The following is an 11,442-nucleotide window of genomic DNA, read 5'->3' on the forward strand; positions in this document are numbered from 1 at the left end:
TCAAAAAGCCCAATTTATCGAACTTTTTGAACACGTACTTAAAGGGAGCATGCATTTAAAGGAGGGCATATCCGTGAAAGAAGCAGTAATTGTGGCTGGTGCAAGAACACCAGTAGGAAAAGCAAATAAAGGATCATTACGGGATGTAAGGCCAGACGACCTGGCAGCTTTAACTGTAAAAGAAACCTTAAAAAGAGCCGGTAATTATCAAGGGTCAATAGATGATGTGATTATTGGCTGTGCAATGCCGGAAGCAGAACAGGGAATGAATATGGCGCGTAATATTGCCGGTCTGGCTGGGCTAGGTCATGATGTACCGGGAATTACCGTAAACCGCTACTGTGCTTCAGGATTACAAACGATTGCCTACGGTGCCGAACGAATTATGGTCGGTGCTGCTGAGACAATTATTGCTGGCGGTGCAGAATCGATGTCTATGATTCCGATGGGCGGGCATGTCATTAAACCCAACCCGGCCCTGGTTGCAAATGCGCCAGAATACTATATGAACATGGGACATACGGCAGAGGAAGTAGCAAATCGTTTTGACATTTCAAGAGCAGATCAGGATGCTTTTGCAGTAAAGAGTCATGAACGCGCTGCTGCAGCAATGGAGAAAGGTCTGTTTAAGGATGAAATTGTTCCTGTAGAAGTGAAAGAACGTTTTGTAGGAAAGAACAATAAGATTGAAGAAAAATCCTTCTCCTTTGAAATGGATGAGGGAGTCCGTGCAGGAACAAATATAGAGGTTTTAAGCTCACTGCGCCCGGTCTTTCATATAAAAGGCAGTGTTACTGCCGGGAATGCTTCACAAATGAGTGATGGGGCAGCTTCTGTTTTATTAATGGATAGAGAAAAGGCAGAGGCAGAAGGATTAACACCAATTCTAAAATTCCGTTCCTTTGCTGTAGCTGGAGTAGCACCGGAAATTATGGGCGTCGGACCGGTAGAAGCAATTCCAAAGGCAGTAAAAATGGCCGGGTTAGAGTTATCTGATATAGGGTTGTTTGAATTAAATGAAGCTTTTGCATCACAGGCACTGCGGGTTATCAGAGCGTTAGATTTAGATACAGATAAGGTGAATGTAAATGGTGGTGCCATTGCGTTAGGTCACCCGCTGGGCTGTACTGGCACAAAGCTGACAGTCAGCTTAATGAATGAGATGAAGCGGAGAAACGAGCAATTCGGGATAGTAACCATGTGTATCGGCGGCGGTATGGGTGCTGCAGGCGTATTTGAGCTTTTATAAACTACTAGAAAAGGGGTAATAATAATGAGTGAGACAAAAGAAAGATTATTTAAAGGCGGCGGTTTTCTAGTTGAGGATATTTCCGGAGAGGATATCATTACACCAGAGGATTTTACAGATGAACATAGGATGATTGCGAAAACAACAGAAGATTTTGTATTGGGAGAAGTTGTTCCTAAGATTGATCATCTGGAAAATCATGAATTTGACCATTCTGTTAAGCTGCTCAAAAAAGCAGGAGAATTAGGCCTGCTAGGTGCAGATGTCCCAGAAGCATATGGCGGTCTGGCTCTGGATAAAATCAGTTCTTCCTTAATTACAGAGAAGTTTTCCCGTGCAGGAGGATTCTCAATTACCCATGGAGCACATGTTGGAATTGGATCACTGCCAATTGTCTTCTTTGGTAATGAGGAGCAAAAGGAAAAATATTTACCTAAATTAGCTACTGGTGAGTTAATTGCTGCTTACGCATTAACAGAGCCGAGCTCAGGTTCTGATGCACTTGGAGCAAAAGCAACAGCGAAATTGAACGATGCAGGCACACATTATATATTAAATGGAGAGAAGCAATGGATTACCAACTCAGCTTTTGCGGATGTCTTTGTCGTATACGCAAAAATTGACGGTGAGCATTTCAGTGCTTTTATTGTTGAAAGAGAGTACCCTGGTGTATCTACAGGACCGGAAGAAAAGAAAATGGGAATTAAAAGTTCTTCCACAAGAACGCTTGTATTAGAGGATGCGGAAGTTCCTGTAGAAAATCTGTTAGGTGAAAAAGGCCGCGGACATGTGATTGCCTTTAATATTCTGAACGTGGGCCGCTATAAATTGGCTGTCGGCGGAGTAGGAGGATCGAAGCGTGCTTTAGAATTAGCAGCAAAGTATGCGAATGAACGTAAACAATTCCAAACGCCTATTTCAAGCTTCACTTTGACACAGGAAAAATTAGCAACAATAGCATCAAAAATCTATGCAAATGAAAGTGCAGTTTATCGAACCGTGGGGTTATTTGAACAGCGGATGGGTGCATTATCCGACGAACAGCTGCAGGATGGCCGTGAAGTCGCCCGGGCAATCGCTGAGTATCAAATTGAGTGCTCGATGACAAAATATATGGCTACAGAATTACTGGATTACGCAGCAGATGAAGCTGTTCAGCTGCATGGCGGGTATGGTTTTATGCAGGAGTATGAAGTGGAGCGTATTTACCGTGATTCACGTATTAATCGTATTTTTGAGGGAACCAATGAAATTAACAGACTTATTGTACCGGGAACGCTTCTGAAAAAAGCTTTAAAAGGTGAACTGCCACTGTTGGAAAAGGCACAGGGGCTGCAGGAAGAATTAATGATGATGATGCCGGAGGAAGTGGGAACAGAAGCTTTAGAACAAGAAAAGTATTTATTAAGAAATGCGAAAAAAATGATTCTGCTGGGTGCTGGTTTAGCAGCACAGAAATATGGCAAAAAATTAGACCGCGAACAAGAAATTCTAATTAAATTAGCTGATATGACAGCGGAAGTATTTAATATGGAGTCTGCTATTCTTCGTACAGAAAAAGCCATTGCTAAGGCTGGACTGGAAAAAGCACATCAAAAGTTAATGTATACAGAAGTCTATGTCCAGGAAGCATTTAACCGGATAGAAGCAGCGGCAAAGGAAATTCTAATTACAGCAGAAGAAGGAGATACATTGCGTATCATGCTGTCCTCTCTGCGTAAGCTTACCAGACATACACCAATCAATACGGTTAAAAAGAAACGTGAAATTGCCGCAAAAATTATTGAGGAAGAAAAATATATTGTTTGATACATCAGAAAGAGGCTGGATATCCAGCCTCTTTTCAACGATTTATTCCTTCGTTGCTTCTTTTTGAACATCCTCTTTTAGTAAAGCTTTAATTTCTTTGAGTTCTTTATCCATCGCTTCCAGCTTTAAATCAGTCGGCGTGGGCTGATTTTCACGATTTGCTTCTTCTACATTATTTACGATTACCCCAACGAATAAATTAATAATGACAAATGCGCCAATAAGGATAAAAGAAATAAAATAGATTAAAGCTATGCTGGTTTCTTCTAAAATAGGATACATCACGCCTGTTGCCCAGGAATCAAGCGTGATAAGCTGAAATAAGGTCAACAAGGTCCGGTGAAGCGATCCAAAATGATCAGGAGCAATGGATTGAAACAACATGGTACCGATAACAGCATAGATGTAAAAGAAAATGGCAAGCAAGATCATAATATTTCCCATTGAAGGAATTGTTAACAGAAGTGCATTCACCATTTTTCTTAATGATGGAATAATGGAAATGGCACGGAGTACCCGGAGTATTCTGAAAATACGCAAGACAATTACATAATTAGAACCGACAAATAGAATGCTGGCTGCTACAATAACAAAATCAAATACATTCCAGGGATTTTTAAAAAAATGAGCAAGTGAATAGCTGCCAATAATCCGGATCATAATTTCTACCATAAAAATAATAAGGAGCACAGCATCTATCCAATACAAAGACGCTGCATAGCGCTGATTAATTGCCGGATATGTTTCTAATCCAACAATAATAGCATTCAGTAAAATAAGACCGATAATGATATCTGTAAATATTTTATTTTCTGCGATGGCAGCACATCTATTTTGAAAAGCTTTCCATGTCATTAACGTGTGTCCTTTCTTTAGTACGTATCATTTTTTAAAGAATATTCACGTAAATTGAAGTGTCTCAAATAATAGATTCTATTAATCAATGCAAAGACATACCCGTTGTTTATTGTACTAATTTTTAATTGGTTTGTCATTTTGAACTATGTGATTTCATATGAGAAAATAACCCTCTTAAAAACAATTCAATATATTGGATTAAAGCTGAAGTTTCATGGTACGCTAATAAAAAAGAAATCAAAATATAGGAGGGGCTATCATGTATCGAAGATTAAATGATTTTTTAACAGAATGGTCACAGTCTGCTGATGGAACCAAAGCGGTATTGAAAGCTTTAGAAGATGAAAAACTGGATCAATCTATTGAAGAAGGACATAACAGTCTCGGCTGGCTAGGCTGGCATTTAGTGAACAGTCCTGTATTTTTCATGAGCTTAGTAGGCGTTAATCTCGAGTCTCCTTACGACCCTGATCAAAATCCGGCAAAAGCAAATGAAATTCTGGCAGCATATGAGGATATTTCAAAACGTGTTGTAGAGAAAGCAAAAGAACAACTGTCAAATGAGGCTTTAGTAAATGAAACCGGTGATTTTGGCGGACCTGCTCCGAAAGGAAGTATTCTGCGGATGCTGGTCAGTCATCAGATTCATCACCGCGGTCAAATGACAGTTTTACTTAGACAAGCTGGCTTGAAGGTACCGGGAGTCATGGGGCCGACAAAAGAGGAACAGGAGTAAAGAACGGAGGAATATAAATGACATTATCTTTTTACTGGTATCCCAAGTGCGGTACCTGCCGAAATGCGAAAAAATGGCTGGATGAAAATCAAATCGATTATAAAGCAATTCATATAGTAGAGGAGCCTCCAAGTGAAACCCAAATTCTGGAATTGATGGAGACAAGCGATTTGCCTGCAAAGAAGTTTTTTAATACTAGTGGTAAAAAGTATCGTGAGCTTCACTTAAAGGAAAAAATAAATGATTTATCATCTCAGGAAATGGCAGAGATTTTAGCTTCTGATGGTATGTTAATAAAAAGGCCAATCCTGACAGATGGAAAGAAAGTGACTGCCGGTTTTAATGAAGAAACCTATGAATCTGTTTGGAAGTAAGGTAGGGCTAGAATTTAAACCCGCTTCAATGTATAGTTAAAGAGAAATAATGATGATTTTGGAGGGATACGAAATGAGCTTGCCAGAGAATTATTTATATTCAAAAGAACATGAATGGGTAAAGAAAGAGGATGGAAAAGTTCGTATTGGGATTACAGACTTCGCACAAGATGAGCTTGGAGATATTGTCTTTGTGGAGTTACCGGAAATCGGTGATTCTTTAGAGCTTGATGAGCCATTTGGAAGTGTAGAATCAGTTAAAACCGTATCCGAGCTATATGCTCCTGTAAGCGGAAAAGTTGTAGAAGTAAATGAAGAGCTGGAAGACAGTCCTGAGCTTGTAAATGAATCACCATACGAAAAAGCATGGATGATCGTTATTGAGGTTGAGGATGATAATGATCTAAGTGAATTATTAGATGCAGAAGCATACCAGGAATTTATAGAAGAATAATGTAATTACCTTACGCGCCTATTTTAGAGAATATTCATCTGAAGTTTTCAAAAGGGCTCTAAAAAAGGGTGAAAAGAGCTGACTTTTCCACATTCGTGTATAGTTAGCTCTTTTCTTTTCATATAATATAGAAAAAGCATATTAGTTGCGATAAGGAGTGCAAGACGATGATGGAAGATGATTACAGTAAAGTTATAATCGTTGAAGGGTTATCTGATAAAAAACATATTGAAAAAATTCTTGACGATAATACCATCACCATTGTTTGTACAAATGGAACCATAGGCGTAGAAAGATTTGAGGAACTGTTGGAATATTATCATTTGGATGATACTGATGTATTTATTCTTGTGGACGAGGATGAATCCGGAATGAAACTTCGAAAGCAGCTGGCAAGAGAATTGCCGCATGCAGAGCATATTTATGTAAGCAGTGAATTCAGAGAAGTTGCAGCTACTCCAATGAAGACATTGGCAAGTATTCTGGCTGGCAAGCGAATCGGAATAGACCTCAATTATCTTGCAAAATAATAAGTTTACACGTTAAAATAAAAATAGATTTTATTCATCAAGGAATTTGTTGCAAAGGCTAATATTTCTTCTGATATTCATGAAGAGGAGAAAGATTGAGGGGAATCAACTTGAAACAGTTTAATGAAGCAGAAGTAAGTCATCATCGGCTCATATTATATATTTATACACCATTTTGCGGGACGTGTACGGTAGCACGGGCAATGCTTGAGAATGTGGAAAAAATGCACAAGGAGGATATTTTTTCAGAAATGAATGCTTCCATGCATCCGGAGTTTATGCAGCAGCACAAAATAGAAAGTGTCCCCTGTCTCGTTTTTATGGAAGACGGAGAAGCTGTGGAGAAAGTGTACACATTTAAATCTACAGCAAATATTTATCAGTATTTAATGAGGTATAAACCAGAGCTGTTCACAGCATTAAATAACTAAGCTTTGGAATTTAATGAATAATCACCTTGAACCTTAGTGAGACTGTAGAAAATATGAATGGCAATCTTTGAATCGCATGATAATATGCTGACACTTCATTAATAAAATATGAAAACTCTTATCTGGAGCGGGGAAGAGGTTTGCCTTTTAAAATCGAAGCAGCCTTCAATAATTTAAAAGGTAATTTCTTTAAATAAAATGATGTTATTACAACGTGCCCAGAAGATAAAAAAATGTTGAATAAATTAGTTGGGTACTGTAAACCCAAGAAATTCAAGATTTTATTATCAATAACTATGAAGGTATCACTGTTCTGGCGCCAATCAGCGCATAATAACGAGCATTTTAGAAGAATATTAAGGATATAAGACTTTAGCTATTCGTGAGGAACGATTATCATAAATTATCCGAAAATATAAGTTTAAATCAATTTTGTGCGGGAATCATACCTGTGTTAGCATATTTATTGTGTTAAACAAACCGAAAGGATGATTTATTATTACCACTGAGAATGGTTTAAGCTACACTTCGGAAATGGAAAAAGCTATTGGACAATCGAGAGGCGTCAATTACCAAGAATATGACAGAAGTCTGGAAAAGAAATTAAAAGTAGAAGAACAAAGAGAAAAAGAATATCAAAATGCGAAAATGATCTCATCAGGAGTAGAACTCAGACGTTTGAAATAAAGATAATAAAGAAGTTGGTGTCAAAGGGCATCAGCTTTTTTATATGAAACAAACTTTTGGAAACAGAAGGAAGCCGAGTGGAATATAATAGGTATTTTTTACTGTGTTTTTACAGAAGAAAGTAATCTATTTTTCGGTTTTTTTAGATGAAAAATAAAGAGAACAGAAATTTCCGCAAGCAGGCTGAAAAAGGGTTTTTAAATACTCCTTTAACGGTATATTTTGACGCGTCTTATAGACGGATAATAACAGTTGCGAATTAATTTGAAATGCTTTAAGATTGTAATGAGAATAAATTGAGAATGAATATATTATTCATTTCATTTAAAATAAAGTTTTGGAGGTATGATTTATGTCAGGCTCAGTATTAGAAATTAAGAATCTTCATGTATCTATTGAAGACAAAGAGATATTAAAAGGGGTAGACCTAACGGTTAAAGGTGGAGAATTCCATGCAATCATGGGACCAAACGGTACAGGTAAATCCACATTGGCATCTGCAATCATGGGACATCCTAAATACGAAGTAACAGAGGGAACTATCACACTTGATGGGGAAGATGTATTAGAAATGGAAGTAGATGAACGTGCCCGCGCTGGTCTATTTTTAGCAATGCAATACCCAAGTGAAATTAGTGGTGTAACAACTTCTGACTTCCTTCGTTCTGCAATCAATGCAAAACGTGAAGAAGGCGATGAAATTCCATTGATGAAGTTTATCAAAGAACTTGACAAAGATTTAGACTATCTTGATATAGATCAAAATATGGCAACACGTTACCTTAATGAAGGCTTCTCCGGCGGAGAGAAAAAACGTAACGAAATTCTGCAATTAATGCAATTAAAGCCAGATATCGCTATCCTTGATGAAATTGATTCAGGACTTGATATCGACGCACTGAAAGTAGTATCAAAAGGAATCAACAAAATGCGTTCTGATAACTTTGGATGCTTAATTATTACTCACTACCAACGTCTATTAAACTACATTACACCCGACTTTGTTCACGTAATGATGCAGGGCCGTGTTGTAAAATCAGGCGGACCTGAGCTTGCAAAACGCCTTGAAGCAGAAGGCTATGAGTGGATTAAAGAAGAATTAGGAATTGAAGACGAAGAAACTGCAGAACAAAACGCGTAATGTAAGGAGGGGTAATCATGACTGTAGAAACAAAGCTTCCATTCAATCAAGAATATATTCAAGCATTTTCCAAAGATCGCAATGAACCGGGCTGGATGGCTACGATTCGTTCAAAAGCATTGGAAATGGCTGATTCATTAGACATGCCAAAACCGGATAAAACAAAAATTTCGAACTGGAATTTTACAGACTTCCAGCATTCTTATAAAGAAGCAGCTACAATTGCTTCTCTTGATGAACTGCCTGAAGAGCTGAAAGCATACTTTGATAAAGATGCCAGCATGGAGAACTTATATATTCAACGTAATCAAACTGCGGCATATAACAGTCTTGCACAGGATCTTCAGGATAAAGGCGTTATTTTCACAGATATTTTCACAGCAATTAATGAGCATAGTGAGCTGGTAGAAAAATATTATATGAATGATGCTGTTGCAGTAGATCAGAACCGTTTGACAGCACTTCATGCTGCACTTATGAACGGTGGGGTATTTGTATACGTTCCTAAGAATGTACAAATAGAAGATCCGCTTCAAGCAATCTTCTGGCAGGAGGACACAGACAGTGCACTGTTAAATCATGTGCTTGTTGTAGCAGAAGAAGGAAGCTCTGTGACTTATGTAGAGAACTATATTTCTCATAATGATACAGAAGAGACTGTTGCCAACCTTGTAACAGAAGTATTTGCACATGATAACGCACAGGTTGCTTATGGTGCAGTAGATAACTTTGCGGCAGGTACGACAACATATGTTAATCGTCGCGGAGTAGCTCAACGTGATGCACAAATCAACTGGGCGCTTGGTCAAATGAATGACGGAAATACAATTTCTGAAAATATCACTTACCTGTTAGGGGATAATTCAAATTCAGAAGCAAAAGCTGTTTCGGTTGGACGAGGGAAACAAACACAGAACTTCACATCAAGTATCCGCCAGTTTGGAAAACAAACAGACGCTTATATTTTACAGCGTGGTGTTATGAAGGGTGCAGCGACCACTATTTTTAACGCTATCGGTAAAATTGAGCATGGCGGTACTAAATCGAACTCTGAGCAAGAATCTCGCGTATTAATGCTAAGTGAAAAATCTCGCGGAGATGCCAACCCGATCCTTCTAATTGATGAAGATGACGTAACAGCAGGTCACGCTGCTTCTGTAGGCCGTGTTGACCCATTGCAGATGTATTACCTTATGAGCAGAGGGCTGGAGCAGGAAGAAGCAGAACGATTAGTTATTCATGGTTTCTTAGCACCTGTAGTATCTCAAATTCCAATTGAGTCTGTGCGTAAACAATTAACACAAGTGATTGAAAGGAAAGTTTATTAATGGATGTAAAAGCCATTAAAGAACAATTTCCAATTCTTCAACAGGAAGTGAACGGGCATCCCTTAGTATATTTGGATTCTTCCGCAACCTCACAAAAGCCGGTTCAGGTTATCGAAGCGGTGAGTGATTATTATAGATATAATAATTCCAATGTTCACCGTGGGGTGCATACCCTTGGGTCAAGAGCGACTGATCAGTATGAGGGAGCACGTGAAAAGGTTCGGGAATTTATTAATGCGAAGAGCACAAAAGAAATTATCTTTAACCGGGGCACAACAGCAGGGCTGAACCTGGTAGCATCAAGCTACGCAAGAGCCAATGTCGGCCCGGATGATGAGATAGTGATCACTCCAATGGAGCATCACAGTAATTTGATTCCCTGGCAGCAGGCTGCTAAAGTAACTGGAGCTCGCTTAGTGTATCTGCCGTTACAAGAAGACGGTACAATTTCACTTGATGATGTTAAGAATACAGTAAATGAAAAGACAAAAATCGTTGCAACAACGCATGTTTCCAATGTTCTTGGAACGATTAATCCAATAAAAGAGATCACGGAAATTGCCCATCAGCACCAAGCTGTAATGGTTGTAGATGGAGCACAGGGAGCTCCGCACATCAAGGTGGATGTGCAGGATATAGATTGTGATTTTTATGCTTTTTCAGGTCATAAAATGTGTGCACCGACTGGTATTGGTGCTCTTTATGGCAAGCAGGAGCTTTTAGAAAGTATGGAGCCGATTGAATTTGGCGGAGAGATGATTGATTTTGTGAATCTATATGATTCTACATGGAAGGAGCTGCCTTGGAAATTCGAAGGCGGTACACCTATCATTGCTGGAGCAATTGGGCTTGCAGCAGCAATCGATTTTCTAAATGAAGTCGGTCAGGATGAAATACTGGCTCATGAGACAGAGCTGGCAGCCTATGCGCTGGAGCAAATGCAAACAATCGATGGTATTCAAATTTATGGACCTCGGAAACGGGCAGGGCTGGTGACCTTTAATCTGGATGACGTACATCCGCATGATACTGCGACAGTTCTTGATGCGGAAGGAATCGCTGTCCGGGCCGGTCATCATTGTGCACAGCCTTTAATGAAATGGCTGGATGTGGTTGCAACCGCCAGAGCCAGTTTCTATCTCTATAACACGAAAGAGGATATTGATCTTTTAGTTGCAGGGCTGTTAAAGACAAAGGAGTATTTTGGGAATGGCTTTGAATAACCTCGATACACTTTATAGACAAGTTATTATGGATCATTATAAAAATCCGCGCAACAAAGGAACACTTGAAAAGGATTCTGTGACAGTGGATATGAATAATCCGACCTGCGGTGACCGTATTCAATTGCAGTTAGATATCCAGAATGGGATTGTAAAGGATGCGAAATTCCAGGGAGAAGGATGTTCCATCAGTATGGCATCCGCATCCATGATGACACAGGCGATTAAGGGACTGGAAGTAGAAACGGCACTAAAAATGTCAGAAATGTTCTCTAAAATGATGTTAGGTGAAGATATCGATTCAGAGGATATGGGCGACATCGAGGCACTTCAGGGAGTTTCCCAATTTCCTGCAAGGATTAAATGTGCAACACTTGCATGGAAAGCGATGGAAAAGGGAGTGCACGACGAATAAGACAGAAGTTTTTATTCTGTCAGAGGGAGGTTATTAACAATGGCAAAAAATATGCCGGAAATTGAAGAGTATAAATATGGATTTCATGATAAAGACGTATCTATTTTCCGTACAGAAAAAGGATTAACGCCAAATATTGTTAAAGAAATTTCGAAAATGAAGGAAGAACCACAGTGGATGCTTGACTACCGTCTAAAGGCATTAGAT

13 protein-coding genes and 1 pseudogene are annotated in these 11,442 nt (G+C 39.0%); 13 read left to right on the plus strand and 1 reads right to left on the minus strand.

Annotation, left to right across the window (positions count from 1 at the left end; genetic code table 11):
• The first annotated feature begins 73 nt into the window (after positions 1 to 73).
• Both OSO01_RS10245 and OSO01_RS10250 read left to right on the plus strand, forming a co-directional pair.
• Positions 74 to 1,249 (plus strand): acetyl-CoA C-acetyltransferase, encoded by a 1,176-nt coding sequence (locus tag OSO01_RS10245; protein WP_147210336.1) that lies wholly within the window; start codon positions 74 to 76, stop codon positions 1,247 to 1,249.
• Positions 1,250 to 1,273: 24 nt separating this feature from the next.
• A complete protein-coding gene (locus tag OSO01_RS10250; RefSeq protein ID WP_147210337.1) occupies positions 1,274 to 3,058 on the plus strand; it encodes an acyl-CoA dehydrogenase FadE in 1,785 nt (594 codons plus the stop codon).
• A gap of 42 nt (positions 3,059 to 3,100) precedes the next feature.
• Here the strand turns inward: OSO01_RS10250 and OSO01_RS10255 are convergent, their stop codons facing one another.
• Positions 3,101 to 3,913: an ion transporter gene (locus tag OSO01_RS10255; RefSeq protein WP_147210338.1), complete on the minus strand. Its 813-nt coding sequence runs from the start codon at positions 3,911 to 3,913 to the stop codon at positions 3,101 to 3,103.
• 262 nt (positions 3,914 to 4,175) lie between these two features.
• Here OSO01_RS10255 and OSO01_RS10260 point away from each other — a divergent pair, with 262 nt between their 5' ends.
• The 11 genes and pseudogenes from OSO01_RS10260 to OSO01_RS10305 form a co-directional block, all read left to right on the plus strand.
• On the plus strand, positions 4,176 to 4,652 hold the full coding sequence (locus OSO01_RS10260; RefSeq protein ID WP_147210339.1) for a DinB family protein: 477 nt from the start codon (positions 4,176 to 4,178) through the stop codon (positions 4,650 to 4,652).
• Between the two features lie 17 nt (positions 4,653 to 4,669).
• A complete protein-coding gene (locus OSO01_RS10265; RefSeq protein ID WP_147210340.1) occupies positions 4,670 to 5,026 on the plus strand; it encodes an arsenate reductase family protein in 357 nt (118 codons plus the stop codon).
• 73 nt (positions 5,027 to 5,099) lie between these two features.
• On the plus strand, positions 5,100 to 5,480 hold the full coding sequence (gene gcvH, locus OSO01_RS10270) for a glycine cleavage system protein GcvH (protein ID WP_147210341.1): 381 nt from the start codon (positions 5,100 to 5,102) through the stop codon (positions 5,478 to 5,480).
• Positions 5,481 to 5,650: 170 nt separating this feature from the next.
• On the plus strand, positions 5,651 to 6,010 hold the full coding sequence (locus OSO01_RS10275; protein WP_371863292.1) for a toprim domain-containing protein: 360 nt from the start codon (positions 5,651 to 5,653) through the stop codon (positions 6,008 to 6,010).
• A 110-nt stretch (positions 6,011 to 6,120) separates the two neighbouring features.
• Complete coding sequence (locus tag OSO01_RS10280) at positions 6,121 to 6,441, plus strand: thioredoxin family protein (protein ID WP_147210343.1); 321 nt, start codon at positions 6,121 to 6,123, stop codon at positions 6,439 to 6,441.
• A 534-nt stretch (positions 6,442 to 6,975) separates the two neighbouring features.
• A complete protein-coding gene (locus tag OSO01_RS23355) occupies positions 6,976 to 7,128 on the plus strand; it encodes a YuzK family famiily protein (RefSeq protein ID WP_175637096.1) in 153 nt (50 codons plus the stop codon).
• Between the two features lie 352 nt (positions 7,129 to 7,480).
• Complete coding sequence (gene sufC, locus OSO01_RS10285; protein ID WP_077602046.1) at positions 7,481 to 8,269, plus strand: Fe-S cluster assembly ATPase SufC; 789 nt, start codon at positions 7,481 to 7,483, stop codon at positions 8,267 to 8,269.
• Positions 8,270 to 8,286: 17 nt separating this feature from the next.
• Positions 8,287 to 9,597 (plus strand): Fe-S cluster assembly protein SufD, encoded by a 1,311-nt coding sequence (gene sufD, locus OSO01_RS10290; RefSeq protein WP_147210344.1) that lies wholly within the window; start codon positions 8,287 to 8,289, stop codon positions 9,595 to 9,597.
• Complete coding sequence (locus OSO01_RS10295) at positions 9,597 to 10,820, plus strand: cysteine desulfurase (RefSeq protein ID WP_147210345.1); 1,224 nt, start codon at positions 9,597 to 9,599, stop codon at positions 10,818 to 10,820. The genes sufD and OSO01_RS10295 overlap by 1 nt, the downstream gene beginning before the upstream one ends.
• Entirely contained in the window at positions 10,807 to 11,235 is a 429-nt protein-coding gene (sufU, locus tag OSO01_RS10300) for a Fe-S cluster assembly sulfur transfer protein SufU (protein WP_147210346.1), read from the plus strand. The genes OSO01_RS10295 and sufU overlap by 14 nt, the downstream gene beginning before the upstream one ends.
• Before the next feature lie 39 nt (positions 11,236 to 11,274).
• Positions 11,275 to 11,442: pseudogene (locus tag OSO01_RS10305) on the plus strand (Fe-S cluster assembly protein SufB); the annotation flags it as partial.

The organism is Oceanobacillus sojae, from assembly GCF_007991515.1.
Classification (GTDB): Bacteria; Bacillota; Bacilli; order Bacillales; family Amphibacillaceae; genus Oceanobacillus; species Oceanobacillus sojae.

Coding starts and splice junctions, on each gene's coding strand:
- OSO01_RS10260 (WP_147210339.1), top strand. CDS start 4,176: ATGTATCGAAGATTAAATGATTTTTTAACAGAATGGTCACAGTCTGCT.
- OSO01_RS10295 (WP_147210345.1), top strand. CDS start 9,597: ATGGATGTAAAAGCCATTAAAGAACAATTTCCAATTCTTCAACAGGAA.
- OSO01_RS10275 (WP_371863292.1), top strand. CDS start 5,651: ATGGAAGATGATTACAGTAAAGTTATAATCGTTGAAGGGTTATCTGAT.
- sufU (WP_147210346.1), top strand. CDS start 10,807: ATGGCTTTGAATAACCTCGATACACTTTATAGACAAGTTATTATGGAT.
- OSO01_RS23355 (WP_175637096.1), top strand. CDS start 6,976: ATGGAAAAAGCTATTGGACAATCGAGAGGCGTCAATTACCAAGAATAT.
- sufC (WP_077602046.1), top strand. CDS start 7,481: ATGTCAGGCTCAGTATTAGAAATTAAGAATCTTCATGTATCTATTGAA.
- gcvH (WP_147210341.1), top strand. CDS start 5,100: ATGAGCTTGCCAGAGAATTATTTATATTCAAAAGAACATGAATGGGTA.
- OSO01_RS10255 (WP_147210338.1), bottom strand. CDS start 3,913: ATGACATGGAAAGCTTTTCAAAATAGATGTGCTGCCATCGCAGAAAAT.
- OSO01_RS10265 (WP_147210340.1), top strand. CDS start 4,670: ATGACATTATCTTTTTACTGGTATCCCAAGTGCGGTACCTGCCGAAAT.
- OSO01_RS10250 (WP_147210337.1), top strand. CDS start 1,274: ATGAGTGAGACAAAAGAAAGATTATTTAAAGGCGGCGGTTTTCTAGTT.
- sufD (WP_147210344.1), top strand. CDS start 8,287: ATGACTGTAGAAACAAAGCTTCCATTCAATCAAGAATATATTCAAGCA.